Genomic DNA, 26,550 nt, shown 5'->3' on the forward strand with positions numbered 1-26,550 from the left:
GATTTTCCCTGGTGAGAGGTGGTGGGCGGAATGCGGGGAGCCAAGGTTCGGTTACTGGCCGCGCTGGCGGCCGTCCTGCTCGTCCTGGCCGCGTGCACGTCCGGCTCCGAGCCGCCGTCCCCGCCCGACCGGTCCGAGCGCGGGTCTCCGCGAACGCCGATCCCCAGTCCCTTCCAGGACAGCCGGTTCTTCTACGTCGACCCCGAGGCCAACGTCGTCTCGTGGCTCAACGGCAACCGGGGTGACGGCCGCGCGGGGGTGATCGAGGAACGCATCGCCCGGCAGGCCACCGCCCGGTGGATCGGCCCCGGCGACAACACCCACCGCCGCGTCTCCGGCTTCGTCAACGCCGCCTACGCCCTCGGTCAGCTGCCGGTGCTGGTGGGCTACAACATCCCCAACCGCGACTGCGGCAACCATTCCGCGGGCGGGGCCCGGTCCGCCGACGAGTACCTGCGGTGGGTCGACGTCGTCGCGCGGGCGATCGGGGACCGGCCCGCCCTGATCGTCCTGGAGCCGGACGCGGTGATCCACTTCGAGTGCCTCGACGAGGCGGGACGCCAGGAGCGCAAGCGAATCCTCACCGCCGCGGTGGCGACGCTGAACCGCTTCGCCACCTCCACCTGGGTCTACCTCGACGGTGGCGACGGCGCGCACAACCCGGCCGACCGCGTCGCCACCGGCCTCGCCGAGTCCGGTCTCGGCACCGGCGCGCGGGGCTTCGCGGTCAACGTCTCCAACTTCAACAGCACCGAGGACGCGGCGCGGTACGGCAACGACCTCAAGCGCGTGCTGTCCACCCGCTACGGCATCGAAGCGGGCTTCGTGATCGACATCAGCCGCAACGGCAACGGCTCCGACGGCAGCTGGTGCAACCCCGGTGGGCGATCGCTCGGGGCTCCGCCCCAGGTCGGCGGGCCGGGCGGGGCGGACGCGCTGCTGTGGGTGAAGCGCCCGGGGGAGTCGGACGGCGACTGCGGGGTCGGCGCGGGCACCTCGTCGGGGGCCTTCTACCCGGAGCTGGCCATGCGGCTCATCAACGGCGACTGATCGGTAACAACGTGCCCGGCGGGCCTGCGGATTCGCTAGCCTCGGCGGCATGAATGACCAGCCCGAGCTGCGGGTCGGCGACCTCGAGCGCGAACAGATCGCGCAGCTGCTCAACCAGGCCGTCGGCGAGGGCCGCCTGACCCTGACCGAGTACAACGAGCGCGTCGGCCTCGCCTACGCCGCCCGCACCAGGGGCGAGTTGGACCTGGTCGTCGCGGACCTCCCGGTGGCCCGCCCCTCCGCGGCGCCCCTGCCCGTCACCGACGAGGGCGGCACCGGCAAGCGCCAGTGGGCGGTCGCGGTGATGAGCGGTGCCGTGCGCAACGGCCGCTGGCGGGTCGAGTCGGACGTCAGCGCGTTCGCCCTGATGGGCGGCGTCGAGCTGGACTTCCGCACGGCGGTGCTCACGTCCAAGGTCACCACGATCACCGCCGTGGCCATCATGGGTGGGATCCAGATCACCGTCCCGCCCGGCGTGCGCGTCGAAGTGGCCGGTTTCAGTTTCATGGGCGGCAAGGACGTCAACGTCGACGAGGACTCGGTGACCGCGGACTCGCCGACGATCCGCATCAACGGCTACGCGCTCATGGGCGGTATCGAGATCGTCACGAAGCACCCCAAGCGCAAGCAGATCGAGGCCTACGACGACTGAGGGAGAAGGGGGGTTGGCGTGGTGGTGACGTTGTGGCGGGCGAGCCAGGACGCGACGTCCACTGTGGACTCTCCGGAGCGCCAGGACGCGATGGCCGAGGCGGTGGCGGCGGGGCCGTCGGCGATCAGCCAAGGGCCGCGGGGGTCCACGGCGGCGGCTAGCTGAGGGGGCACGACGGAAGGGAGGCCGTATTCGGCGGCCTCCAGCATCTTCACGCTGATTCCCGTTGAGGCACCGAAGCGCGGCACCACGACGAGGCCGACCTTGCGGTAGAAGTCAGCCTCCTCCTTGACCCGGCCTAGCGCGGTGACGGCCCGGTGACCCGCGTAGGACTCGGTTCCGTTGCCCGCCAACACATAAGGCACGTCCTGGCCGAGCCGGTCCAGCTCCGCGCGCACGGGGCCGACCAGGGCCGCGAGGGCGCGCTCGTTCGGCGGCCAGCTCGCCTTGCCGATGAAGCCGAGGGCCTCCGTCGACGAGGAGACGGGCTGCGGGATCAACGGCAGCGGCAGGTGCTCGGCGCCGATTCCCCAGCCGCGCAACACATACGCGTCTGTGCGGGACAACGTGAACACCTTGTCCGGCAGTGCGAGCAGCCTGCGCTCCGCGCGGGGCAGGCGCCACGTCTCGCCCAGCAGCCGCAGGGGGCGCGGGGAGTGCTCCACCGCGATCGTCGACTCCACGTTGTGCGCGACGTGCGACGCCACCGGAACCCCGGCCGCCTCGGCGAGCAGCAGGCCGGGCCAACCGCTGGTGATCACCTCGCGACCGGCCGCGCGCTCCCGGAGCAGGGCCGCGGCGCGACGCCAGCCCGGGAACACGGTGAACTTCCTGGCCAGATACGGCTCGGGACTGGTGAGCATGCCCGCGGCGACGCGCAGCAGCCGGGCGCGGTCGCCGCGCACCTCAAGAGGCACCGAGCCCGCGGAATGGCACGGCAGGCCCTCGTCGGACCAGTTGCCTTCGTCGCCGGTCACGCACACCACGTCGACGTCGTGCGAGCGGCTCAGCATCGCGAGCAGGCGGCGATCCACCCAACCGCTGCCGCCCAGCTCGCGCCTGCCGAGCGGGTAGGTGGTGACGAAACAGATCTTCACGCTTTCCTCCGCAAACCGAACCGCTCCGCGAGCACCCTGCCCAGGAACAAGGGATTCCCGACGACGTAGCGCTGGAAGAGCCGCCGCGGTTCCTGGGCGAGGCGGTACAGCCACTCGACGCCCGCGCGGCGCATCCACGTGGGCGCGCGCTCGACCTTGCCCGCCGTGAAGTCCAGGAACGCGCCCACAGCAACACCCAACCGGGCGCCCGTCGCGGTGAGGTAGCGGTCCAGCCACAGTTCCTGCGCCGGGTTGCCCATGGCCACGATCAGCACTTCCGCGCCACTGGCCCGAATCCGGCCGACCACCGCCTCCACGTCCGGTGAGAAGCCGTGCTGCGTGCCCGCGATCTTCAGCCCCGGGATCGCGGCGGTGAGCTTCTCCGCCGCGGTCTCGCCGATGCCGGGCTCCCCGCCGAGCAGGTACACCGCCGCGCCGCGGTCGGCCGCCTCGCGCAGGATCTTCGGGGTGAAGTCGGTTCCGTTGAGGTTGGCCGGAAAGACATCTCCCTGTAGCCGGGCCGCGATCGCCAGACCCGAACCGTCGTTGAGCACCAGCGCGGCGTCCTCCAGAACCCGCCGGTACGCGGTGTTCGCGCAGGCCACGTTCATCGAGTGGGCATTGGCGTAGACCACGACCGCTGCCGAGGGTCCCTCGAACAGCCGCTTGACTTCGTCGAGCGCGGCTTGTTCGGTCAGTTTGGCGACGCGCACACCGAGGATCGGCACGGTCGGGATGTCCGTTCGCATGTAACTATCTTGCCGTCCCCGCCGATGGGGTATGCGATCGCGTTGTACTGCAATGAGTTCCCGGTCTGAGGGTGTCCTATGTGCACAGTTGGTCGACCACGGTGAGGGCACGCTCGCTCGCGGGCGCCGTCGTCCGCAGGATCCGCCCGGAGCACCCCGGCTGGCCCGCCGTCCTCGGCCCGGAGCTGGACCAGGGCAGGCGGCTGCGGCTGCGCCCGCCGCTGCCCGAGGACGCCGCGGACTGGTCCAGGATCGTCCGCGCAGACCAGGCCGAGCTGGAGCCCTGGTGGCAGACCAGCGACCGCTCGTGGGCCGAGCGCACCACCGAGGCGTGCTGGCGGGAACAGGGCTGGTCCCTGCGCCGCAACGCCCGCAGGGGCACGGTGCTGCCGCTGGTGATCGAGGTGGACGGCCGCTTCGGCGGCGAGATGATCCTGCACCGGGTGGACCACTCGCACGGCACCGCGGAGCTGGGCGCCTGGGTGGCCTCCGAGCACCGGGGCAGCGGGGTGGCCGCGCAGGCCCTGCGGATGATGGTGCGGCACGCCTTCGGCCCGGTGGGGCTGCGGCGGATCGTCGCCCCGGTCGGGGTCGGCAACCGTCCCGCGGCGTTCGTGCTGGCGCGCAACGGCTTCCGCAAGGAGGGCCTGTTACGCAGGCACATGGACGTCGGAGGAGAGCTGCGGGATCACCAGCTCTGGTCGCTTCTGCCCGAGGATGTGGACTGGCTGTGAACGACGATTTCACCCGTTCGGCGAGCATGCAGGCGCGCCTGCACGAACTCGTCCCCGGTGGGGCGCACACCTACGCCCGCGCCTCCGACCAGTACCCCGAGCACATGACGCCGATCCTGGAGCGGGGCAGCGGCGCGCACGTCTGGGACGCCGACGGGAACCGCTTCGTCGAGTACGGCATGGGGCTGCGCTCGGTGACCCTCGGACACGGGTACGAGCCGGTGCTCGCCGCGGTCCGCGAAGCCATGGCGAACGGGATCAACTTCTCCCGGCCGACCACGCTCGAACTCGCCGCGGCGGAGGACTTCCTCGCCGGGGTGCCCGGGGCGGACATGGTGAAGTTCGCCAAGAACGGCTCCGACGCCACCACCGCCGCGCTCCGGCTGGCCCGCGCCGTCACTGGCCGGGACAAGGTGGCGATCTGCGCCGACCAGCCGTTCTTCTCCGTTGACGACTGGTTCATCGGCACCGCGGGGATGAACGCGGGCATCCCGGAGTCCACCCGGGAGCTCACGGTCTCCTTCCGCTACAACGACCTGGCTTCGCTGCGCGAGCTGTTCGCAGTCCACAGTGGACAGATCGCCGCGGTTTTCCTGGAGGCGGCGACCGCGCTGCGCGAGCCCGAGCCCGGTTTCCTCGAAGGCGTGCGCGAGATCTGCGACCGCGAGGGCGCCGTGCTGGTCTTCGACGAGATGATCACCGGGTTCCGCTGGGCGGCCGGTGGCGCGCAACAGGTCTACGGCGTGCGTCCGGACTTGTCCTGCTGGGGCAAGGCAATGGGCAACGGGTTCCCGATCGCGGCGCTGGCGGGCAAGCGCGAGCTGATGGAGCTGGGCGGGCTGCGCACGGACGCGGCGCGGGTCTTCCTGCTCTCCACCACGCACGGCCCCGAATCGGCTTCACTGGCGGCTTTCCGCGCCGTGGTCAGGGCTTACCGCGAAACCGACCCGGTCGGCGTGATGGAGCGGCAGGGCGTAGTGCTCGCCGACGCCGTCAACGACCTGTCCAAGGAACTGGGCACTTTCCCCGCGGTCTCCGTCATCGGCAGACCGTCGTGCCTGGTGTTCACCACCGCTGACGCTGATGGCAAGCCGTCCCAGGCGTTCCGCACGCTGTTCCTCCAGGAGTTGTTGCGGCACGGCGTGCTCGGCCAGTCCTTCGTGATCTCCGCCGCGCACACCGACGCCGATGTCGAGCACACGGTCACCGCGGTCCGCGCGGCCCTGGAGGTCTACCGCAAGGCGCTGGACGCGGGGAGTGTGGAGGGGCTGCTCGACGGGCGTCCGGTCGCACCGGCGCTGCGTTCCCACGCCGCACCGAGGCGCTTGCCCTGAGACTCCACCAGTAGCACCGCGACGCCGACCGTCATCGCGAGGACGGCGTGCGACGCTTGAGGGTTGGTCAGATCGAGGCCGTGGCGTGTGCCCTCGCGCACGCCATAGGCACAGATCAACAAACCGACCAGCGGCCACCGTGAGTCCACTGTGGGCAAAGCGAGGTGCACTCGGCGCACGACGCGCAGCACGCCGAGCAATGCGAGAGTGCTGACCGCGAGCCACAACGGCCGGGAGAGCCACCATCCGAGACCGGGCGACGGCAACAGGATCTGGGGCGCCAGCAACGCGATGCCGAGCAGCATCGCCCCGGCGGGCAGGTGCCACAGGTACACCGGCATCACGGAAGGGTTGGCGCGCTTGAGGAATCTCTGCGCCCGGTCGCCGGAGAGCTTGCGTTCGGCCCACGGGGCGACCAACAGGAACACGCACACCTGCGCGAACGAGAGCATGATCATCGCCAGCGTCGGCGGGGACAGGTTGGAGACGAGAACGCCCGGCAGTCCGAGCATGCTCGGTGGATACGGCCCGGCGAACACCATCGTCGCCATCGCGGCAACGGCCACAACGATGAGCGCGTACAGCGCCGGTCGGGTGTAGCGGGCGAAAGCGCCTCGGGCGTATGCGATTCCGAACTGGTGCGCGGTCAGCCAGACGAGCAGGAAGTTGATGTCGCCGCCGACGCCGATGTCCGCGACCAGGCCGACGGTGGAGAACCGCACGAAGTCCACAATGGACACAACGGCGGTCATGGCGAGCGGGACGGCCATGCCGAAGCGGTCGTGCAGCCGCACCATCAGCGGCGCCACGCACACGACGACCAGGTAGATCGCCAGGAACCACAGGGGTTTCATGACCTGCTGGCCCACGGTCGCGACTGGCTGGAGGCCGAGCGCGCCGCCCACCGTGCTCGCCGCGGTGAAGAGCATCACCAAGGGGATCGCCGGGATCATCAGGGCCATCGCCCGCTTCGCCAGGAACGACTCCCCGCGTGCCCGCGCCGCGTCGACCCCGGCCGCGTTCGCGTAGCCACCGGCGAAGAACACCAACGGCATCACCTGGAGCAGCCAGGTCAGCGCCCACATGACCGGCCCGCTGACCCCGATCCCCACCCGCACCACGCCGTTGTCCACGCCGACGTAAGCGCCGAACCAGTGGGCGAACACGACCAGTCCCACCGAACCGACGCGCACGGCGTCGATCACCGGGTTGCGTTCCTTCATGTTCTCCCCTTGAGATCGCCCTCTCACCCAGACTGACGACGGGGCAGGTGAAAAAAGATCTGGCGAGCCTCCGACCTGGGCGGCGGCCAGCACCACGACCGGGGTGGGGCCTGCCATACCCCCTGCGGCACGTGGGTACGGTGAGCGGGTCGGACCCCGCACGGATGAGGACACGTGAGCACGCAGAGCGACGAGCAGCAGGACTTCACCGCTTCCAAGCCCGACCAGCGCGTTCCGGTGAGCCGCTGGTTGGTTCCGGCACTGGTGGTGGTCGCGCTCGTGGCGCTGGTCTACGTCTCCACCGGCCGGGGTGGCGAGAACGAGGACACGCCCGCCGCGGCACCGAAGTCCACAATGCAGTCGACAGCGCAGCAGACCACCCCCGCCGACGACGGCACGACGGGCCGGATCGACGAGTCGGTCGGGCGCCGCAAGGCGGGTGACCCCTACGCGATGGGCCGGGTCGACGCGCCGGTCGTGCTCGTCGAGTTCGCCGACTACCGCTGCCCGTACTGCGTGAAGTTCGCCACGGACACCAAGCCCGAGCTGATCCGCCGCTACGTGGACAACGGCACGCTGCGCATCGAGTGGCGCGACTACCCGATGTTCGGCGAGGAGTCGGAGAACGCCGCGCTCGCCGCCCGCGCCGCCGGGCGCCAGGGCAAGTTCTGGCCGTACCACGAGCTCGCCTTCGAGGAGGCCCCGCGCAAGGGCCGGGCGTCCTTCCCGCGCGAACGCCTCGTCGAGATCGCCAAGCGCGTCGGTGTCGCCGACCTGAAGCGCTTCGAGGCCGACCTTGCCGATCCGGCGCTCGCCGAGGAGATCAAGGCCGACATGATGGACGGCCGCAGGATCGGCGTGAGCGGGACGCCCGCGTTCGTCCTCAATGGACGGCCGATGGTCGGCGCCCGCCCGCTGGAGGATTTCGTCGCGATGATCGAGCGCCTCAAGAACACCGGCAGATGACGGTCGAGGTCGGCTACCTCGGTGCGCTGCTCGGCGGGGTCCTGGCGCTGGCGAGCCCGTGTTCGGCGTTGCTGCTGCCCGCGTTCTTCGCGTACGCCTTCGAGAACCCGAAGCGCCTGCTGGCCCGCACCGCGGTGTTCTACTGTGGACTGATCACCACGCTCGTCCCGCTCGGCGTGGCCTCGGCGGCGCTCGGAGCGCTGTTCACCGAACACCGGGCCACGGTCACGCTGATCTCCGGCATCGTGCTGATCGTCCTTGGTGTGGCTCAAATCCTGGGCAAGGGCTTCGGTTCACGGCGAGCACAGGAAGCCGCCGCCCGCATCACGGTGGGCTCGGCGGCGTCGGTGTTCGCGCTCGGCGCCGTGTACGGCCTGGCGGGTTTCTGTTCCGGCCCGATCCTCGGCGCGGTGCTGACCGTCGCCGCGGCGGGTGGTGATCCGGCGTACGGCGGAGTGCTGCTCGCGGTCTACGGGCTCGGCATGGTGCTGCCGCTGTTCGCGCTGGCATTGCTGTGGGAGCGGCTGAAACTGGGCCAGCGCGCGTGGCTGCGCGGGCGCGAGGTGACGCTCGGCCCGCTGCGAGTGCACAGCACGACCCTGGTCTCCGGCCTGCTCTTCATCGGGATCGGCCTGCTGTTCGTCTTCACCGAGGGAACCGCGGGCCTGAGCGGGCTCATCGACGTGGACACGGAGTTCTCGATCGAACTGTGGGTCCGCGGGCTCGCCGAGTCCGTGCCGGACCTCGCGGTGATCGGAGCGGCCGCGGTGCTCCTCGCCGTGGTGTTCGCGGTGCGTCGCCGCCGGTCAGCCCGGTAGCGGCAACCGCAACGCCCGCGCCGCGATCCCGCGCAGCGACACATCGTCCGGAGTGGACGGTGCGCCGATCCACACGACCTGGACGACGCGGACCCGCTTGGTGTCGCGGGAAGACGCGAACGCGGCGCCCTCGAAGGAGGTCGGCCCGTTCGTCCAGCCCTTCCCGGAAGCCACCAGATCGCTGACCGCTCCGGTGCCCGGGGTGTCGGCGAGCTTCTGGAACTCCTCCGCGTCCGCCGGGTCGGAGAAGCTGACCACCGCGATGGAGACGGCCGCCCGGCGCGGCTCGGAGACCTCGAACAGGGTCCGGATCAACCCGGCGCACGGGTGCGCGTCGAACCACGTCTGGACGTCCCCGTAGGACTCGCGTGCGCAGTTGGTCGCCTTCTCGTTGCCCCTCGGCGTGAAGTCCAGATCATCCACAGTGGACCGCGTGCTGGTCGGTGCCGGGTTCTGCGCGACGGGCTGCTCGCCCCCGCCGCCGGAGCTGACGATCACGATCAGCAGTACCACGGCCAGCAGCGCGAGCCCGGCGAGGACGAAGCGCGGACCTTTCCGCTTGGGCGGCACGGGTTGTTCCGGAGCGGCCACGTCGCGGTAGCGGGGGATCAACGCGGTGCGCGCGCTGGCGAGGTCCGCGGTGACGGCGTCCGGGAAGCCCTCGGAGATCAGTTCCCCCGAGTGCAGTTCGCCCGCCTCTTCGTGCAGCCCCGCGAGCAGTCGGCACGCCTGCTCCGCGGTGCACGGGCGGTCGCTGATCGCGAGCTCGCGGACGGCGCTGAGCAAGGAGGAGGGCTTCGGGTGCAGCACGCGCACGCCGCGGTGAATGTCCGAAGTGGGCTGGATGACCCGCTCCACGTACGGGCCCACCGCGATCACCGTGCACACCGGCAGCGGCTCGGCCCGGACTTCCTGGAGCCGCGCGGTGACCGCGCGCGTCGCCGCCAGCGCTTCCTCGGCCGGGCTGTTCGCGCCGTCATGGCGGGTCAGCGGCCAGCCGTCGACCTTCCACTGGCCCTGCAACGGGGCTTCCAGGCGCAGCGCCGGGCTCGGCAGGTCGACGCCGACCACGACGAGCACGACGCGCGGGAGGACGATCAGCGCGTCCAGCGGCCGGGTGCAGCCCGGAGGGGTCACGCCGAGGAGGGCGATCCCGCCGAGCACCGAGGTGCCGTCACCCCATGCGGCCAAGGCGGCGCGAACGTCGGCACCGACCTTGGTCGGCTCACCACCGAGCCGAACCAGCCGCACGGCCCACCTCCTACCCACGACGAACTTCGGGGAGACTGTTTGCGGCACACACGGTAGCCTCGGTCACCCCGACCGGTGACCGCGGCCATCCGATCACGGTGCGCGGTCGGGCGGCCGGTCGTCGCGCGCAGTGTCGTTCGGTCGATAGTCCGTCCGCAGCAAAGGTCTCGGGTGGATGTCGCCGCATTGGTTCTTATGGCGCACAGCGGCGGTTAAGGGCAAAATGACGCCATGTGATCGCCGGGCGGTCACCTGCTGGAGCACTGACAGGGCGTAGGGGAAGACGTCCCTCGTCAGCAGCGGAGGTCAGCAGTGAGCAACCGGGGCATCACCAGTGGAGTCGTGTACGTCCACTCCTCGCCGTCCGCGGTCTGTCCGCACGTCGAGTGGGCGATTTCGGGCACCCTGGGCGTCCGCGCTGACCTCAAATGGACAGCACAGCCCGCGGCGCCGGGGCAGCTCCGGGCCGAGTGCGCCTGGACGGGCGACGCGGGCACGGGCGGCAAACTCTCCGCCGCGCTGCGCGCGTGGCCGATGCTGCGCTTCGAGGTCACCGAGGAACCCAGTCCCGGAGTGGACGGCGAGCGCTTCTGCTTCGCACCCGGGCTCGGCCTGTGGCGGGCCCGCACCAGCGCCAACGGCGACATCGTGGTCAACGAGGACCAGTTGCGCTCCCTCGTCGGCAACCGCGGTGTGGAGGCGATCGCGCACCGCGTCTCCGAGTTGGTCGGCTCCGCGTGGGACGACGCGCTGGAGCCGTTCCGCAGGGCGGGCGACGGTGCTCCGGTCACCTGGCTGCACCGGGTGGGCTGAGCCAGGCTTTTCCGGCGCTTGTGGCACGCTGGTGCGGTGGTGCCGGTGAGGACGTCGAAGCGCGCCGGGCAACGCTGGTTGCTTCCGGTGGTGTTGGTGGCAGCCGTGTTCGCGGTGGGTGTCGGGCTCGGAGTCCGTGAGCTGTCCGCGCGGGTGGAGCCCCCCGTGGTCCCCGCCGTGGTGCTGCCGGAGACCACCTCGCGCAACCCGGCGGTGAACCAGCCAGGTCCGGACACCGTCCAGCTCACCCAGGACGCCGCGAGCCACCCGCACGCCGAGGAGATCCGCGAGCTGCTGCAACGCCACTTCAGCGCGATCAACCGGGGCGACTACGAGGTCTGGAAGACCACGGTGGTCCAGGCGCGCGTGCAGGAGATGCCGCAGTCGAAGTGGCGGGCCGAGTACGAGTCCACACAGGACGGGAGCATCTACGTGCACCGGGTGGACCCGACCTCGGGCGGAGCGCTGCGCGTGATGCTGTCCCTGGTGAGCGTGCAGGACCCGAGCAAGGCCCCGCCGGAGATGCGCCTGAACTGCATCCGCTGGCGCGTGGTCTACCCGCTGGTGCCGGAGAACGGCAACTGGAAGATCAACCACGGCCTCTACAACAGCGCCCGCACCGCCCGCTGCTAGCCGGAGTTCGCCGGTCTTCAAGTACCCCCGACCCCCACCCCACCGGTCTCAAACCACCCCCAACCCCCCGGCGTGATGTGGCTCGCGCAGGTGAAGGCCCTGGCGGCGAGATCGACCTGACCCAGTGCGAAACGGTCCCCGGGTTCCCAGATCTTCCAGCGGGCCTCGGACCCCCTGCCCGTCGTCTTCGAGGTGCAGCAGAACGGCCCGGCGGGTTCGTGAAGGAACCAGCCGGGCCGCGCGCTGCGGTGCTACACCCTGGTGAACGCCAGGGCGACGTTGTGCCCGCCGAACCCGAAGGAGTCGTTGACCGCGGCTTCGAGCTTGACGTCGCGGGCCTCGCCCGTCACGACGTCGAGCTGGACGCGGGGGTCGATGTTCTCCAGGTTCAGGGTGGGCGGGACCACGCCGTGGTAGAGCGACAGCACGGTCGACATGGACTCCACCGCGCCCGAACCGCCGAGCAGGTGCCCCAGGGCGGACTTCGGAGCGGTGATGACCGGGTGCGACCCGACCGAGCTCTGGATGGCGATCGCCTCGGCGACGTCCCCGACCGGGGTGGACGTGGCGTGCGCGTTGACGTGACCGATGTCGGCGGGGGAGAGCCCACCCGTGGCCAGCGCCTTGGTGATCGCCCGGGCCGCGCCCTTGCCCTCGGGGTCCGGCGCGGTGATGTGGTGCGCGTCGGCACTGGTGCCGACACCGGCGAGCTTCGCGTAGACGCGGGCGCCGCGAGCCTTGGCGTGGTCCTCGCGCTCCAGCACCAGCAGACCGGCGCCCTCACCGAGGACGAAGCCGTCGCGCTGCGCGTCGAAGGGCCGGGACGCGCGCTCGGGCTCGTCGTTGCGGGTGCTCATGGCCCGCATCTGGCTGAACCCGGCGACCGGGAGGCTGGTGATGCACGCCTCCGCGCCACCGGCGACGACCACGTCGACCTCGCCGGAGCGCAGCATGCGCCACGCCCAGGCCATGGCCTCCGCGCCGGAGGCGCACGCCGAGACCGGCGCGTGCACACCGCCGCGGGAGCCCAGGTCGAGACCGACCCAGGCGGCCGGGCCGTTGGGCATCAGCATCGGCACCGTGAGCGGTGAGACCTTGCGCTTGCCGTGCTCCTCCAGGAGGTCGTCCTGGTGCAGGATGGTCAGCGCTCCGCCGATCCCGGTGCCCACCACGACGGCGAGCCGTTCGGGATCGACCTCGGGACGACCGGCGTCGGCCCAGGCCTCGCGGGCGGCGACCAGCGCCACCTGCTCACAGCGGTCAAGACGCCGTGCCTCGACGCGGGGCAGGACCTCGGTCGGCTCGACCGCGAGGTGCGCGGCGATGCGCACGTCGAGCTCGAACCGCTCGGCCCAGTCGCCCTGCATCTTGGACACGCCGCTGCGGCCGGCGACCAGTCCGTCCCATGTGGACTTCGCGTCACCGCCCAGCGGGGTCGTCGCCCCGATGCCGGTGACGACCACGTCAGGTGAACTCATGCGTTCGAGGCGATGTAGGTCACCGCGTCGCCGACGGTCTTCAGGTTGACCAGCTCGTCGTCCGGGATCTTCACGCCGAACTTGTCCTCGGCCTGGACCGCGACCTCGACCATGGACAGCGAGTCGATGTCCAGGTCGTCCACGAAGGACTTCTCGCTCTTGACGTCTTCCTGGTCGACACCCGCGACCTCTTCGACGATCTCGGCAAGGCCCTTCAGGATCTCTTCGTTGCTCGCCACGTTGGTGTTCCTCTCTTGACTTCCCACCGACCGGGAGGGCGGATCCGCGCTCCCGGAGTTCTTGTTCCCGCTCAGGGACAGATCACGACCTGCCCCGCCGACACCAGCCCGGCGCCGAAGCCGACCAGCAGCAGCACGGCACCGGAGGACAGCTCCCCCGCCCTGCGCATGTGGTCGATGGCGATCGGGATGGAGGCGGCCGAGGTGTTGCCGCTGTTGACGATGTCCCGCGCCACCACCATGTCCTCGCGCGCGCCGCGCCCGCGCAGGCTGCGCGCGATCGTCTCGACGATGCGCAGGTTGGCCTGGTGCGGGATGAGCGCGTCGACGTCGGAGAGCTTGAGCCCGGCCCGCTCCACCGCCCGCTCCGCGGTCGGCCACACCTCGGTGGTCGCCCAGCGGAAGACCGACTGGCCCTCCTGGAACAGGAAGTTCCGCTCGGTCACGCCGATGGTGCCGGACAGGTCACCGCGGCTGGTCCAGGACACCGGCCCGATCGCGGGCTCGGCGGAGGGACCGACCACGGCGGCACCGGCGCCGTCGGCGAAGATGATCGAGGTCGACCGGTCCTGCCAGTCCACCCAGTTGGAGAACCGCTCCGCGCCGATCACCAGCACGTACCGCGCGGTGCCGGAGCGGATCAGGTCCGAGGCGTTGCCCAGCGCGTAGCAGAAGCCCGCGCAGGCGGCGTTGAGGTCGAAGGCGCCGGCGCCGGAGATGCCCAGCGCGTCGGCGACCCGGGCGGCGACGTTGGGGATCGGCACCGACATGGTGCAGGTCGCCACGATCACGGTGTCCACATCGGAGGGTGCGATGCCGGAGTCGGCCAGTGCCGCCCGGCCCGCCTCGGTGGCCAGCACGTGCAGCGACTGCTCCTCGGTCGCCAGCCTGCGCTCGGCGATGCCGACCCGGGAGCGGATCCACTCGTCGGAGGTGTCGACGATCTTGGCCATGTCGTCGTTGGTCACCACGCGGTCGCCCTGCGCGGAGCCGAAGCCCAGCAGCCTGCTGCCGCCGGGGCCGGCGGGCAGCTGGATCAGCGGTCGGGACTCGGTCACACGGCACCAACGATCAGTTCGGCGGCCTTGTCCAGGTCCGCGGGGCTCTTGAGGGGGAGGCGGTCCACGTGCGGCAGCTCGCGCTTGACCAGGTTGACCAGCGTGCCCGCCGGGGGCAGCTCGATCACGGCGGTGACCCCGCGGTCGGCGAGGGTGGCCATGCAGGAGTCCCAGCGCACCGGCAGGGTCACCTGGGCGACCAGCCTGCGCAGGGCGTCGTCGCCGTCGGAGACGACCGCGCCCTCGGCGTTGGACAGCAGCGGGCGCACCGGCGTCGCCGGGGTGATCGTGGTGACGCGCTTGCCGAGGGCCTCCTCGGCGGGCGCCATGAAGTGGGTGTGGAACGCGCCCGCGACGGCCAGTGACCGGACGCGGGCGTCCGTGGGCGGCTCGGCGGTCAGCTTCTCCAGCATGGCCACCGACCCCGCGGCCACGACCTGGCCCTTGGCGTTGCGGTTGGCCGGGGCCAGGCCCAGCTCCGCCAGCCGCGACAGCACTTCGCCCTCGTCCCCGCCGAGCACCGCGCTCATGCCGGTGGGCTCCAACGCGCAGGCGGCGGCCATCTCCGCACCGCGCACCGCGGCCAGTTCGACGGCCTCGTCGGCGGTGAGCACGCCGCTCACCGCGGCGGCGGCGAGCTCACCGACCGAGTGGCCCGCGACCGGAACGTCGGTGGGAACCTCGACCCGGCGGGCCAACTCCTCGAACACCAGCAGCGACAGCGCCACCACGAGGGGCTGCGTCACCGAGGTGTCCTTGATCTCGTCCGCGCTCGCGGTGGTGCCCAGCCGGAGCAGGTCCAGGCCGGTCGTCTCCGACCACCGCGCCAGCCGCTCCCGGGCACCGTCCAACTCCAGCCAGGGAGTGAGCATGCCGGGCGACTGGGAACCCTGTCCTGGGGCAAGCAGCGCGATCACGTGCTCACTGAACACGGTCACCCTCCCCGGCCGGGATGCCGCCGCTGACGAAGTACCGCAGCCGATTCTGTGGGGTGTCTACAAAGGCCCGTGTGAGATCCGGGTTTACCCACACCACGGGGCCCAGGAAGCGGGAGTGCCCACCTCAGGGTTACCCCTAAGGGTTGTGCTAGCTACGTCACAGTCCTTTGTTGAATGCACACGAAAGTGCTCTCACCAGTGACCCCGCGCACGCGCGAGCCTGCCGACCGCCAGAGACATCCTCAGCACCAGTCCGTCGCGCGGGTCGGAGGCGGTGTAGCCGGTCAGCTCGGTGACCCGGCGCAGCCGGTACCGCACGGTGTTGGGGTGCACGAACAGCCGCTTCGCGCAGCTCTCCAGCACGCCGCCGACCTCCAGGTAGGCCTCGACCGTCTCCAGCAGCGAGCCGCCGACGTCCACCAGCGGCCGGACCACCTTCTCGATCATCTGCCGCTCCGCCTCGGGGTCCCCGGCCAGCGCCCGCTCCGGCAGCAGGTCGGTGGAGCGCACCGGGCGCGGCGCGTCCGGCCACGCCACCACGGCGCGCAGGCCGGAGAGCGCGTCCGCGGCGCTGCGGTAGGCGTCGGCCAGCGCGACCACGGTGGGGCCCGCGACGACCGGTCCCTTGTCGAAGGCGTCGGCCATCCTGGTCAGCACCTCCTGCCCGGCCGGGCTGTCCACCGGTCCGGCCAGCACCACGACCAGGCGGGAGCCCTGCACGCTCAACAGCACCGGACGCCCTATGCGCGCCGCGCGGCTGCGCACCTCGTAGACCACGGCGGGCGGGTCGTCGGAGGGGGAGGCGCCGACCAGCACGGTGGCCTCGGCGGCCGGGTCCCAGCCCAGCGCGGCGGCCCTGGACAGCAGCGACTCCTCGGCGTCGCCACGGACGATGCCGTCGACCATCAGCGCCTCCAGCCGGGCGTCCCACGCGCCCCGCGCCTCGGCCGCGGCGGCGTAGGAGGTGGCCGCGGCGAAGGCGATCTCCCTGCCGTAGCGCAGCACCGCCTCGGTCAGCACCGCCCGCTCCGCGTCGTCGGCGGCCAGCGCGGGCAGCTCCCGCTCCAGGATGTTGATCGCTATCCGCACCAGTTCCACGGTCTGGCGCAGGCTCACCCAGCGGGAGAAGTCCTTGGGAGCGGCCCGGAAAGCCTCGGCGGTGAGCCGGATCGCCTGCGTCGGGTCGCGCAGCCACTCCACGAAGTTGGCCGCGCCGGTCTGGATCACCAGCAGCACGCTGGCCCGCTGGTCCGCCGGCAGCCTGCGGAACCAGGGCAGCAGCTGGTCCATCTCGCCGATGCTGGAGGAGGCCAGTCCGCCGGACGCGCGTTCGAGGGTGCGCAGAGTGGCTGCGGACATCCCGTGCTGCGGCACGTCGTCCTCGGCGGATGCGGTCATGGCTTACACAATCGCACGTCGTCGCCGGGAGAGCCGACAGAGCCCGGGAACGCCGAAACCGCCCGGCGCGTGCGCCAGGCGGTCTCGGGGTCCCCGGTCCCCACCGGTATGTCCACTCTGGACGGAGCGGGACGCGGGGGCCAGTGCACTGACCCGATCGGGCTAATGTCGCCGCCGCCGGTTTGCCGGGGGCGATCGCGGGTCCACCAGAACGGGGGGACAACCGCAACGATCCCTGGAGGAACCATGGGAGCCGAACTGCGCCAAGGTCTCGCCGACGCGTGGTCGATGATCGCCACCTTCCTGCCCAAGCTGCTGGGTTTCCTGCTGGTGCTGCTGGTCGGCTGGCTGATCGCCAAAGGACTGTCCAAAGTGGTCGGACTGGTGCTCGGCCGGGCCGGGTTCGGCAGGCTGGTGGAGAAGGCCGGGCTCGGCCACCTGCTCGCCCGCTCGCGGCTGGACGTCGGTGACCTGATCGTCAAACTGGTCTACTACTTCGTGCTGTTGATCGCGCTGCAGCTGGCTTTCGGCGCGTTCGGGCCGGGCAACTCGGTGAGCCTGCTGCTCAACGACGTGATCGCCTACCTGCCGCGGATCGTGGTCGCGATCGTGCTCGTGCTGGTGGCCGCGGCGATCGCCAGGGTGCTGCGCGACCTGCTCGCCACCGCGCTCGGGCCGCGCCCGTTCACCCGCCCGCTGACCACGCTCGCCTACGTGTTCGTGGTGGCGCTCGGCGTGATCGCGGCGCTCAACCAGCTGGGCATCGCGACCACGGTGACGCTGCCCGTGCTGATCACGATCCTGGCCACCGTCGGCGGAATCCTGGTGGTCGGCGTCGGCGGCGGGCTGGTCCGGCCGATGCAGCAGCGGTGGGAGGGCTGGCTGGACCGGCTCCAGACCGAGGCGAGCACGCCGCGGACCAGTGCGGCCGTGCAGGACATGCCCACCCCGGCCGCGGGAACGCCGATGCCCGGCGCGGCGGGCGGTGGCACGATGCCGCCCGGTACCCCGCCCCCGTACGGCGACGAGCAGCCGCCGCAGAAAAACGGATAAGGGCGTCGGAAGTCACGTCCGAGGAATAGCCCCGGTGCGCGAGACTGTTGGACCAGTCACGAAGAAGTCGTGCGCTACCGGGGTCGGTGGAAGTCCGAACCGGCGGTGACGGGGGAGACCCCGAAGCCCGCGACCCGCCAGTAGCCAGCTGGCGGTTGACCTGGTGAGAGTCCAGGGCCGACGGTGAAAGTCCGGATGGTAGGCAGCGCACGCGCGTGTTGACGGTGTGCGCTGCCCGCATGCCGTCCGCCGCGTTGTGCCGCCCCGGGAACGCAGGGGAGAGGAGAACGCGGTGGACGTGCTGGTCACACAGAGCCTCACGTTGTTCGGGCAGAAGGTCTCCTACGCCGAGCTGATTGGTCAGCTGTGCGCGCTCGCGGTGGTCTTCCTGGCCCAGCGCCGCACGCTCTGGACCTGGCCGGTGCAGGTCGGCGCGACCGTGCTGCTGTACGCCGTCTACGTCTCCGCGAACCTCGGTGGCCTGGCGACCCGCCAGGTGGTCATCTTCGCGATCTCGCTCTACGGCTGGTGGGCGTGGACGCGCAGGCAGGACCCGGTGTTCGGGGTCGTGGTGCGCAGGGGGACCGGGATTGAACGCCTGGCACTGGTCGGCGCGATGGTGCTGGGCACCGTGGCGTTCGCGCTCACCCTGGACGCGTTGAACGCGTCGTGGGCGCCGTGGCCGGACGCGTGGATCTTCGTCGGCACGGTGGTCGCGTTCGCCGCGCAGGGCCGGGGGCTGGTGGAGTTCTGGGTGGTGTGGCTGGCCGTCGACGCAGTCGGAGTGCCGTTGCAGATCGCTTCTGGGCTCTACTTCTCGGCAGCGGTCTACGTGGTCTTCGCGGTTCTGGTGGTGCGCGGTCTGCTCGACTGGGTGCGAACGGCTGACCGCCAGCGAGTAAACGACACTGCGCTGAACGGTTCTTGACCTGCTCTAAGCGGCGAGTGAGAGTCCAGTTCGTGACTTCTCGCCGGATGACCGTCCTGGCCGCGCTCGTCGTCGGCCTGGGCGCTTCGCTAGCCGTGCCCGCCGCCGCGAGTGCGCCACCCTTGAAGACGCCGTTCGAGGCGTCCAACGGCAAGGCGTGGACGACCTTGCCCGAAGAAGCCGCCTTCCTCGGGAAGGTCGCCGCGGGCTCGCGTCGCGTCAAGATCGACCAGATCGGCTCGACCGTGCAGGGCCGCCCGCTCCAGCTCGTGCAGATCGCCGAGCCGGGGCCACGCCCCGCGCCCGCCGTTGCCGCTGGTTCGGTCGTGCTGTTCATCTGCTCGCAGCACGGCGACGAGCCCGCCGGGCGCGAAGGCTGCCTCAGCCGCATCCGTGACCTGGCGTTCTCCCGCGACGCGGAGATCGTCCGGATGCTGCGCAGTACCACGGTGCTCTTCCTGCCGACCGCCAATCCCGACGGGCGCGTGGCGGACACCAGGGGCAACGCCGACGGTGTCGACATCAACCGCGACCACATCGCCCTGGCGACTCCGGAAGCGCGCGCGATGGCGAAGGTCTTCAAGGACTACAAACCCGACGTCGTCCACGATCTGCACGAGTACGGCACGACTCCGCCGTACTACAACAAGGATGTGACGTGGTTGTGGCCGCGCAACCTCAACGTCGCCGACCGCGTGCACGACGAGTCGGAGAAGCTGTCGCGGGACTACGCCAAGGTCGCGGTGGAGAGCGCCGGGCACACGAGCGGTGTCTACGGCATCTGGACCGACCCGAACACCGGTGAGCCGATCAAGCAGACCGCCGGTGACGGGCAGGAACGCATTCTGCGCAACACTTCCGGGCTCAAGCACGCGGTGGGCATGCTGCTCGAATCGGCCGTTGATCCCAAGAACGACGCAGAGAAGGCAGATCCGGTGCTCAACGCGCGTCGGCGAGTGCACTCGCACCTCGTCTCCGTCAACGGCACGCTGAAGATGGCGCGCGAGCGCCGCGCGCAGATCGAGCTGGCCACCACGCTCAGCCGCAACCTGGAACCCTTCAAGCGCAAGCCGATCTACTTCGGTGGCGCGGACAACCAGCCCGCGAAGCCGGAAGAGGTGCTGAGCACGCCGCCGTGCGGTTACCGGCTCACCGCGCCGCAGTTCCAGCAGGTGCGGCAGACGCTGGAACTGCACGACGTGCACAGCTGGTCGGTGGGCGACGCGCCGTTCGTGCCACTGGCGCAACAGGCGCGCGGGCTCATTCCCTTGCTGCTTGACGCGAAAGGCCAGTACAGGATCACCACCGCGGAGCGCGTGGGTACTTGCTGATGTTCCTGTGCCGCAACGGTCATCGCACCGTGTTTCTGGGTGCGGTGGATGCGGGCATCATGGGGACATGGCAGACACTCAGGTTTTAGGCGCTTCGGTCGAGCGGGGGGCGGAGATCCTCACCCCGCGGGCACTGGCCTTCGTCGCGGACCTGAACCGCCGGTTCCGGCCGATTCGCGACCGCCTGCTCGCCCAAAGGGCCGAGCGGCGCGCGGAGATCGGCCGGACCGGCAGGCTCGACTTCCCGGCCGAGACGGCCTCCCTGCGCGCCGCGGCGTGGAAGGTCGCCCCCGCGCCCGCCGACCTGGTCGACCGCCGGGTCGAGATCACCGGGCCGACCGAGCGCAAGATGACCATCAACGCGCTGAACTCCGGCGCGCGGGTGTGGCTGGCCGACCTGGAGGACGCGAACACCCCGCACTGGGAGAACGTGGTCTCCGGGCAGGTCAACCTGGCCGACGCGGTGCGGAGGAAGATCAGCTACACCGCGCCGGGCGGCAAGGAGTACCGGCTGCGCAACGACCGCGTCCCGCTGCCCGCGATCGTGGTCCGCCCGCGCGGCTGGCACCTCGACGAGCCGCACGTCCTGGTCGACGGGCAGCCCGCGGTCGGCGCGCTGGTGGACTTCGGCCTGTACTTCTTCCACAACGCGCACGAGCTGCTGCGGCGGGACAGCGGGCCGTACTTCTACCTGCCGAAGATGGAGAACCACTACGAGGCCCGGCTGTGGAACCAGGTCTTCGCGCACGCGCAGGAGTCGCTCGGCATCGCGCACGGGACCATCCGGGCGACCGTGCTCATCGAGACGATCACCGCGGCGTTCGAGATGGAGGAGATCCTCTACGAGCTGCGCGAGCACGCGTCCGGGCTGAACGCGGGCCGGTGGGACTACCTGTTCAGCGTGATCAAGAACTTCCGCGACGCGGGGGAGGAGTTCGTGCTGCCCGACCGCGCTTCGGTCGGCATGACCGCCCCGTTCATGAGCGCCTACGCCGAACTGCTGGTCGCAACGTGCCACCGCAGGGGCGCGCACGCGATCGGCGGCATGGCGGCGTTCATCCCGAACCGCAGGGACTCCGAGGTCACGTCGCGGGCGCTGGCCAAGGTCCGCGAGGACAAGCAGCGCGAGGCCGCCCTGGGCTACGACGGTTCGTGGGTCGCGCACCCCGACCTCGTGCCCGTGTGCCGCGAGGTGTTCGACCCGGTGCTCGACGAGGAGCCCAACCAGCTCGCGAAGCGCCCCCGGCTGCGCGCCGACGCCGCGCGGCTGCTGGACGTGGCGGCGACGCCGGGTCAGATCACCGAGGCGGGCGTTCGCACCAACCTCAGCGTCGGAGTGCGCTACGTCGCTTCCTGGCTGCGCGGAACGGGTGCGGCGGCGATCGACAACCTGATGGAGGACGCGGCGACGGCGGAGATCTCCCGATCGCAGCTGTGGCAGTGGTTGCGCTACTCCGTGCGCCTCACCGACGGCCGCCACGTGACACCCGAGCTGATCCACTCGTTCCTGTCGGAGCAGCGGGCGTCCCTGCGCGCCGAACTGGGCGACCAGGCATATGTCTCGCAGCGCTACGCCGAGGCCGAAGAACTCTTCGCCCGCCTGGTCCTCGACTCCGACTTCGCCGACTTCCTCACCATCCCGGCCCAGTCCCTCATCCCCTGACCCAGCCCGGTTGCGTACCCAATGTGGCATTGGTTACGTCTGACGAAACAAATGCCACATTGGGTACGCAAGCGCACGAAGGCGCCCCACCGGTTGGTGGGGCGCCTTCGAGTAGGGCGGAGAGCTAGGCGACGCCGGAGTCCGAGGTCTGCGGGCCCGCGGCCTGGACGTCGTCGATGCGGTACTTGCGCGCCGCCTCGACGACCTTGGACTGCTCGACCTCTCCGCGCCTCGCCAGCGCGGCCAGCGTGGCGACCACGATCGACTCGGCGTCCACCAGGAAGTGGCGACGAGCCGCCGGGCGGGTGTCGGAGAACCCGAAACCGTCGGTGCCGAGGGTGACCATCTCGCCGGGCACGTACGGCCGGATCAGGTCCGGGACCGCGCGCATCCAGTCCGACACCGCCACCACGGGGCCGGGCGCGTCCGCGAGCACGCGGCTCACGTACGGCACGCGCGGCGGCACGTCGGGCTGCAGCAGGTTCTGCTTGTCGATCTCCACGGCCTCGCGGCGCAGCTCCGACCAGGAGGTCGCCGACCAGACGTCGGCCTGCACCCCCCACTCCTCGGCGAGCAGCTCCTGCGCCTTGAGCGCCCACGGCATCGCCACACCGGAGGTGAGGACCTGCGCCTTGGGGCCGGAGCCCTCCGGAGCGGACCGGAACTTGTAGAGGCCCTTCAGCAGGCCGTCCACGTCCAGGTTCTCCGGCTCGGCCGGCTGCACGTAGGGGTCGTTGTAGATCGTCAGGTAGTACATGACCGACTCGGCGTTCTCGCCGTACATCCGGCGGAGACCGTCCTTGACGATGTGCGCCACTTCGAACGACCACGCCGGGTCGTAGGCGATGACCGCGGGGTTGGTGTGCGCCAACAGGATCGAGTGGCCGTCGTTGTGCTGCAGGCCCTCACCGGTCAGCGTGGTGCGACCCGCGGTGGCGCCCAGCACGAAGCCGCGCGCCATCTGGTCGGCGGCGGCCCAGAACGCGTCGCCCGTCCGCTGGAACCCGAACATCGAGTAGAAGATGTAGACCGGGATCATCGGCTCGCCGTGCGTGGCGTAGGAGGTGCCCGCCGCCGTGAACGACGCGACCGAACCGGCCTCGTTGATGCCCTCGTGCAGGATCTGGCCCTGCTCGCTCTCCTTGTAGGACAGCATCAGCTTGGCGTCGACCGAGGTGTAGAGCTGGCCGTTCGGGTTGTAGATCTTCTGCGTGGGGAACATCGAGTCCACGCCGAAGGTCCGCGCCTCGTCCGGGATGATCGGCACCAGCCGCGAGCCGATCTCCGGGTCCTTGGCCAGGTCCTTGAGCAGCCGGACGAACGCCATCGTGGTGGCGACCTCCTGCTTGCCCGACCCGCGCTTGAGCACGTCGTAGACCTTGTCACCGGGCAGCACCAGCGGCGTGCCCTTGACCCGCCGCTCCGGCGAGAACCCGCCGAGCTGGCGGCGCCGCTCCAGCAGGTACTGGATCTCCGGCGCGTCGTTGCCGGGGTGGTAGTACGGCGGCAGGTACGGGTCGCGCTCCAGCTCCTCGTCGGTGATCGGGATGCGCTGGAGGTCGCGGAACAGCTTGAGGTCGTTGAGCTTCTTCATCTGGTGCGTGGCGTTGCGCGCCTCGAACTGCGGGCCGAGCCCGTAGCCCTTGATCGTCTTCGCCAGGATCACCGTGGGCTGGCCGTTGCCCTCGGTGGCCGCCTTGTACGCCGCGTAGACCTTGCGGTAGTCGTGCCCGCCGCGCTTGAGGTTCCAGATCTCCTCGTCGGTCAGCGGCTGCACCAGCTCCTTGGTGCGCGGGTCGCGGCCGAAGAAGTGCTCGCGCACGTAGGCGCCGTCATTGGCCTTGTACGTCTGGTAGTCGCCGTCCGGCGTGCTGTTCATCAGGTTGACCAGCGCGCCCTGCTTGTCGGCGTGCAGCAGCGAGTCCCACTCGCGGCCCCAGATCACCTTGATGACGTTCCAGCCCGCGCCGCGGAAGAACGACTCCAGCTCCTGGATGATCTTGCCGTTGCCGCGCACCGGGCCGTCGAGCCGCTGCAGGTTGCAGTTGATCACGAAGGTCAGGTTGTCCAGGCCCTCGGCCGCGGCCACGTGCACCAGGCCGCGCGACTCCGGCTCGTCCATCTCGCCGTCGCCGAGGAAGGCCCACACCCGCTGCTGCGAGGTGTCCTTGATACCGCGGTTGTGCAGGTAGCGGTTGAAGCGCGCCTGGTAGATGGCGTTCATCGGGCCGAGGCCCATGGACACCGTCGGGAACTCCCAGAAGTCCTGCATCAGCCGGGGGTGCGGGTAGGACGGCAGCCCGTGGCCCGCCCCGCCGTGCGAGAACTCCTGCCGGAAGCCGTCGAGCTGCTCGGCGGAGAGCCTGCCCTCCAGGAACGCCCTGGCGTAGATGCCGGGGGAGGCGTGGCCCTGGATGAAGACCTGGTCGCCGCCGCCGGGGTGATCCTTGCCACGGAAGAACCAGTTGAAGCCGACCTCGTAGAGCGCGGCCGAGGAGCCGTAGGTGGAGATGTGCCCGCCGACGCCGACGCCGGGGCGCTGCGCGCGGTGCACCATGATCGCGGCGTTCCAGCGGATCCACGCCCGGTAGCGGCGCTCGGTCTCCTCGTCGCCGGGGAACCACGGCTCGCGCTCGGTCGGGATGGTGTTGACGTAGTCGGTGCTGGTGAGCGACGGGATGCCGACGTGGTTCTCCCGCGCCCGCTCCAGCAGACGCAGCATCAGGTACCGCGCACGCTGCTGACCAGCGCCTTCGAGGACTGAGTCGAAGGACTCAAGCCATTCGGCGGTCTCCTCCGGGTCGATGTCCGGGAGGTGCGCGGCCAGTCCGTCGCGGATGACGCGCACCCGCTCGGGGGCGCCCACGCCGGAAGAGCCGGTGTTGTGCGGGGCCAAGGGTTCTCCTCGCCTGCTGCTCGTGGTGTTCACTCGATCCTGGTGGTTACCCGTCTATCCTCCCCCACGCTCGCGTGTGCGCGCACGCGTGGGAGTGCTACTCGCCGGTAACTGTCAATCAACCGATCGAGGCATGCCTGAACGGAACCGTTACGGCGTGTCCCGGTGTGGGCGGTTGCGGAACCGGGCATGTCCGGTGTTCGCTAACCGCGATTGAATTCACATCGAGGAGCGGCGGTCCACCAGGGGTCGCCGCCTCAGCGTAGTTGGAGGAGTGAGAAGCCGTGGTCGCCGCGGAAGACGCCGGCAAGGTCGGCGTCGCCGAGAAGCTCGGGATCGAACCGAGCACTGTCGTCCAGGAACTCGGCTGGGACGAGGACGTCGACGACGACCTCCGTGCCGAGGTCGAGGAGCGTTGCGGGAGCGAGCTGCTCGACGAGGACGCGCAGGAGGTGGTCGACGTCGTGCTGATGTGGTGGCGAGAGGACGACGGCGATCTCACCGACGATCTGGTCGACGCGATGACCCCGCTGGCCGACGAGGGTGTGATCTGGCTGCTCACACCGAAGCAGGGCCGGAGCGGGCACGTGGAGCCGGCCGACATCGCGGAGGCGGCGCAGACGGCGGGGCTCTCCCAGACCTCGAACATCAGCGCGGCCGAGGACTGGCTGGGCACCCGCCTGGTCACCTCGCGCTCGGCCAAGTCCAAGCGCTGAGACCCGATCTCCCGACGGGCTAGGCTGCACGCAGCACGAGAGCGCGCAGCCTAGACCCAGGAGAGTGCCCGAGATGTCGCTTGAGGTCGGTAACGAGGCCCCGGACTTCACGCTCCCCGACGTGAACAAGGAGCAGGTCACCCTGTCCTCGTTCCGCGGTGAGAAGAACGTCCTGCTCGTCTTCTACCCGTTCGCGTTCAGCGGGATCTGCACCGGCGAGCTGTGCCAGGTGCGCGACGAGCTCGCGGACTACCAGAACGACGACGTGCAGGTCATCGGCGTGTCCGTGGACACCCCGTTCTCGCTGAAGGCCTGGGCGGCGCAGGAGGGCTACGCCTTCCCGCTGCTGTCGGACTTCTGGCCGCACGGTGAGGTCGCCAAGGCCTACGGCGTGTTCAACGACGGCGCCGGGTTCGCTCTGCGCGGCACGTTCCTCGTCGACAAGCAGGGCGTCGTCCGCTTCGCCGAGGTCAACGCGCCCGGCGAGGCGCGCGACCAGTCCGGCTGGAAGCAGGCCGTCAAGGCGGTTGTCACCGCCTAGTACTCTCGCTCGCGGTGGCCGGTCCGGTCACCGCGAGTCGGGGCGCATAGCTCAGTGGTAGAGCACTCGCCTTACACGCGAGTGGTCGTAGGTTCGAAACCTACTGCGCCCACCGATTCCGCCCTAGTCAACGGGTTTGCGGGCGACCCCGACGAGCAGCCGATCCCCTTCCAGCACCTCGCTGTGGCCGGACCCCGGATCGGGCCGCCACCGCGACGCGGTGACCAGGCCCGGCGCGACCAGGTCGAAGTCGCCGAACAGTCGCGCCACGTCGGCGCTGCCACGGGGGTAGAGGGAGTCCCGGGTCTTGCCGACCAACCCGACGAGACGATCGTTCTCGGCATCACTCATGAGGTCGCTGCACAGGTGGCTGATCGCCAGGCAGCTGCCCGGGGCGAGAGCGTCGCGGTAGCGCTCCGCCACGGCGAACGGGTCGTCCGGCACGTAGTGGAACAGGGTCAGCGCGAGCAGGCCGATCGGCCGGTCGAAGTCCAGCAGTTGCCTGGTCTCCGGAGCGTTGAGGACGTCGTCGACCCGCGTCGCGTCCGAGTGGACCATGGTCGCCCGCCAGTTGTGTTCCAGCATGAGCCGCGTGTGGGCGACGGCGACGTCCTCCTTGTCGACGTAGACCACGCGGCTGGCTCGCGCCCTGCTCTGCGCGATCTCGTGCACGTTGCCCACGGTGGGGATGCCCGAGCCGAGGTCGAGGAACTGCCGGATTCCGCGGTGGACCATGAACACCACGGCGCGGCGCAGGAACGCCCGGTTCAACCGCGCCATCTCCGGCGCGTGGGGGTGCACCAGGAGGGCCTTCTCGGCGAACTCCCGGTCCACCGCGAAGCTGTGGCCTCCGCCGAGGAAGTAGTCGTAGATCCGGGCCACGCTCGGCTTGTTGATGTCGACTTCGTCGGGAACCCAGTTGGGATCTCTTGTCTCGGTGATGGCGGACCGTCCCGGCGCTGAGATGATCTTCATGTCGGATGCCGGAGCG

The 26,550-nt window shown here is 70.4% G+C and carries 25 protein-coding genes, 1 tRNA gene and 1 riboswitch; of the genes, 15 read left to right on the forward strand and 11 right to left on the reverse strand.

The window, feature by feature from the left end; translation table 11 throughout:
• The first annotated feature begins 30 nt into the window (after nt 1–30).
• Entirely contained in the window at nt 31–1,050 is a 1,020-nt protein-coding gene (locus NLX83_RS17770) for a glycoside hydrolase family 6 protein (RefSeq protein ID WP_254235956.1), read from the forward strand.
• 49 nt (nt 1,051–1,099) lie between these two features.
• On the forward strand, nt 1,100–1,702 hold the full coding sequence (locus NLX83_RS17775) for a DUF1707 SHOCT-like domain-containing protein (RefSeq protein WP_254235957.1): 603 nt from the start codon (nt 1,100–1,102) through the stop codon (nt 1,700–1,702).
• On the opposite strand, the gene NLX83_RS17780 is transcribed toward NLX83_RS17775, so the two are convergent.
• Nucleotides 1,690–2,799, reverse strand: coding sequence for a glycosyltransferase (locus tag NLX83_RS17780; RefSeq protein WP_254235958.1), 1,110 nt, complete (start codon nt 2,797–2,799; stop codon nt 1,690–1,692). The genes NLX83_RS17775 and NLX83_RS17780 overlap by 13 nt on opposite strands.
• Nucleotides 2,796–3,548, reverse strand: a complete 753-nt coding sequence (locus tag NLX83_RS17785) for a WecB/TagA/CpsF family glycosyltransferase (RefSeq protein ID WP_254235959.1) — start codon at nt 3,546–3,548, stop codon at nt 2,796–2,798. The genes NLX83_RS17780 and NLX83_RS17785 overlap by 4 nt, the downstream gene beginning before the upstream one ends.
• A 101-nt stretch (nt 3,549–3,649) precedes the next feature.
• Here NLX83_RS17785 and NLX83_RS17790 point away from each other — a divergent pair, with 101 nt between their 5' ends.
• The gene (locus tag NLX83_RS17790; RefSeq protein ID WP_254235960.1) at nt 3,650–4,282 is read left to right on the forward strand and encodes a GNAT family N-acetyltransferase; all 633 of its coding nucleotides are present in this window, start codon (nt 3,650–3,652) and stop codon (nt 4,280–4,282) included.
• Entirely contained in the window at nt 4,279–5,616 is a 1,338-nt protein-coding gene (locus NLX83_RS17795) for a glutamate-1-semialdehyde 2,1-aminomutase (RefSeq protein WP_374118750.1), read from the forward strand. Before NLX83_RS17790 ends, NLX83_RS17795 begins: the two co-directional genes overlap by 4 nt.
• On the opposite strand, the gene NLX83_RS17800 is transcribed toward NLX83_RS17795, so the two are convergent.
• Nucleotides 5,514–6,839 (reverse strand): acyltransferase family protein, encoded by a 1,326-nt coding sequence (locus NLX83_RS17800; RefSeq protein ID WP_254235961.1) that lies wholly within the window; start codon nt 6,837–6,839, stop codon nt 5,514–5,516. The two genes, NLX83_RS17795 and NLX83_RS17800, sit on opposite strands and share 103 nt — an antisense overlap.
• Before the next feature lie 174 nt (nt 6,840–7,013).
• Between NLX83_RS17800 and NLX83_RS41880 the strand changes: the two genes are divergently transcribed.
• Both NLX83_RS41880 and NLX83_RS17810 read left to right on the forward strand, forming a co-directional pair.
• Nucleotides 7,014–7,805, forward strand: coding sequence for a DsbA family protein (locus NLX83_RS41880; RefSeq protein ID WP_254235962.1), 792 nt, complete (start codon nt 7,014–7,016; stop codon nt 7,803–7,805).
• Nucleotides 7,802–8,623 carry a cytochrome c biogenesis CcdA family protein gene (locus NLX83_RS17810; protein ID WP_254235963.1) on the forward strand — a complete coding sequence of 274 codons (822 nt, stop codon included), beginning with the start codon at nt 7,802–7,804 and terminating at the stop codon, nt 8,621–8,623. The genes NLX83_RS41880 and NLX83_RS17810 overlap by 4 nt, the downstream gene beginning before the upstream one ends.
• Here NLX83_RS17810 and NLX83_RS17815 read toward each other — a convergent pair.
• Nucleotides 8,612–9,874, reverse strand: a complete 1,263-nt coding sequence (locus NLX83_RS17815; RefSeq protein WP_254235964.1) for a hypothetical protein — start codon at nt 9,872–9,874, stop codon at nt 8,612–8,614. The genes NLX83_RS17810 and NLX83_RS17815 overlap by 12 nt on opposite strands.
• Nucleotides 9,875–10,186: 312 nt before the next feature.
• Here NLX83_RS17815 and NLX83_RS17820 point away from each other — a divergent pair, with 312 nt between their 5' ends.
• Nucleotides 10,187–10,687: a DUF3145 domain-containing protein gene (locus tag NLX83_RS17820; protein WP_254235965.1), complete on the forward strand. Its 501-nt coding sequence runs from the start codon at nt 10,187–10,189 to the stop codon at nt 10,685–10,687.
• A 45-nt stretch (nt 10,688–10,732) separates the two neighbouring features.
• A complete protein-coding gene (locus NLX83_RS17825) occupies nt 10,733–11,320 on the forward strand; it encodes a hypothetical protein (protein ID WP_254235966.1) in 588 nt (195 codons plus the stop codon).
• Between the two features lie 251 nt (nt 11,321–11,571).
• Here the strand turns inward: NLX83_RS17825 and NLX83_RS17830 are convergent, their stop codons facing one another.
• The 5 genes from NLX83_RS17830 to NLX83_RS17850 all read right to left on the reverse strand — a co-directional run bounded on the left by NLX83_RS17830 (nt 11,572) and on the right by NLX83_RS17850 (nt 16,431).
• The gene (locus NLX83_RS17830) at nt 11,572–12,798 is read right to left on the reverse strand and encodes a beta-ketoacyl-[acyl-carrier-protein] synthase family protein (RefSeq protein ID WP_254235967.1); all 1,227 of its coding nucleotides are present in this window, start codon (nt 12,796–12,798) and stop codon (nt 11,572–11,574) included.
• Complete coding sequence (locus NLX83_RS17835; RefSeq protein ID WP_254235968.1) at nt 12,795–13,037, reverse strand: acyl carrier protein; 243 nt, start codon at nt 13,035–13,037, stop codon at nt 12,795–12,797. Before NLX83_RS17835 ends, NLX83_RS17830 begins: the two co-directional genes overlap by 4 nt.
• A 71-nt stretch (nt 13,038–13,108) precedes the next feature.
• The gene (locus NLX83_RS17840) at nt 13,109–14,095 is read right to left on the reverse strand and encodes a beta-ketoacyl-ACP synthase III (RefSeq protein ID WP_254235969.1); all 987 of its coding nucleotides are present in this window, start codon (nt 14,093–14,095) and stop codon (nt 13,109–13,111) included.
• The gene (locus NLX83_RS17845; protein WP_308209317.1) at nt 14,092–15,027 is read right to left on the reverse strand and encodes an ACP S-malonyltransferase; all 936 of its coding nucleotides are present in this window, start codon (nt 15,025–15,027) and stop codon (nt 14,092–14,094) included. Before NLX83_RS17845 ends, NLX83_RS17840 begins: the two co-directional genes overlap by 4 nt.
• Before the next feature lie 198 nt (nt 15,028–15,225).
• Complete coding sequence (locus NLX83_RS17850) at nt 15,226–16,431, reverse strand: PucR family transcriptional regulator (RefSeq protein WP_254235970.1); 1,206 nt, start codon at nt 16,429–16,431, stop codon at nt 15,226–15,228.
• Between the two features lie 246 nt (nt 16,432–16,677).
• Between NLX83_RS17850 and NLX83_RS17855 the strand changes: the two genes are divergently transcribed.
• The 4 genes from NLX83_RS17855 (at nt 16,678) to aceB (ending at nt 21,406) form a co-directional block, all read left to right on the forward strand.
• Nucleotides 16,678–17,484, forward strand: a complete 807-nt coding sequence (locus tag NLX83_RS17855; protein ID WP_254235971.1) for a mechanosensitive ion channel family protein — start codon at nt 16,678–16,680, stop codon at nt 17,482–17,484.
• Between the two features lie 69 nt (nt 17,485–17,553).
• A riboswitch (FMN riboswitch) is annotated at nt 17,554–17,695 on the forward strand.
• Nucleotides 17,696–17,776: 81 nt separating this feature from the next.
• Nucleotides 17,777–18,412, forward strand: a complete 636-nt coding sequence (gene pnuC, locus NLX83_RS17860) for a nicotinamide riboside transporter PnuC (RefSeq protein WP_254235972.1) — start codon at nt 17,777–17,779, stop codon at nt 18,410–18,412.
• 32 nt (nt 18,413–18,444) lie between these two features.
• Nucleotides 18,445–19,743 carry a M14 family metallopeptidase gene (locus tag NLX83_RS17865; protein WP_254235973.1) on the forward strand — a complete coding sequence of 433 codons (1,299 nt, stop codon included), beginning with the start codon at nt 18,445–18,447 and terminating at the stop codon, nt 19,741–19,743.
• Nucleotides 19,744–19,810: 67 nt separating this feature from the next.
• Nucleotides 19,811–21,406, forward strand: coding sequence for a malate synthase A (gene aceB, locus NLX83_RS17870; RefSeq protein ID WP_254235974.1), 1,596 nt, complete (start codon nt 19,811–19,813; stop codon nt 21,404–21,406).
• Between the two features lie 124 nt (nt 21,407–21,530).
• Here the strand turns inward: aceB and aceE are convergent, their stop codons facing one another.
• Nucleotides 21,531–24,302, reverse strand: a complete 2,772-nt coding sequence (aceE, locus tag NLX83_RS17875; RefSeq protein WP_254235975.1) for a pyruvate dehydrogenase (acetyl-transferring), homodimeric type — start codon at nt 24,300–24,302, stop codon at nt 21,531–21,533.
• A 284-nt stretch (nt 24,303–24,586) separates the two neighbouring features.
• Here aceE and NLX83_RS17880 point away from each other — a divergent pair, with 284 nt between their 5' ends.
• From NLX83_RS17880 to NLX83_RS17890, 3 genes are all read left to right on the forward strand, one after another.
• Nucleotides 24,587–25,018, forward strand: a complete 432-nt coding sequence (locus NLX83_RS17880) for a DUF3052 domain-containing protein (protein WP_254235976.1) — start codon at nt 24,587–24,589, stop codon at nt 25,016–25,018.
• Nucleotides 25,019–25,091: 73 nt separating this feature from the next.
• Complete coding sequence (locus NLX83_RS17885; protein WP_254235977.1) at nt 25,092–25,559, forward strand: peroxiredoxin; 468 nt, start codon at nt 25,092–25,094, stop codon at nt 25,557–25,559.
• A 40-nt stretch (nt 25,560–25,599) separates the two neighbouring features.
• A tRNA-Val gene (locus NLX83_RS17890) sits at nt 25,600–25,671 on the forward strand.
• An 11-nt stretch (nt 25,672–25,682) separates the two neighbouring features.
• On the opposite strand, the gene NLX83_RS17895 is transcribed toward NLX83_RS17890, so the two are convergent.
• A complete protein-coding gene (locus tag NLX83_RS17895; RefSeq protein WP_254235978.1) occupies nt 25,683–26,534 on the reverse strand; it encodes an SAM-dependent methyltransferase in 852 nt (283 codons plus the stop codon).
• Between the last annotated feature and the right edge of the window lie 16 nt (nt 26,535–26,550).

It is taken from the genome of Allokutzneria sp. A3M-2-11 16 (genome assembly GCF_024213555.1).
Taxonomy (GTDB): Bacteria; Actinomycetota; Actinomycetes; order Mycobacteriales; family Pseudonocardiaceae; genus Allokutzneria.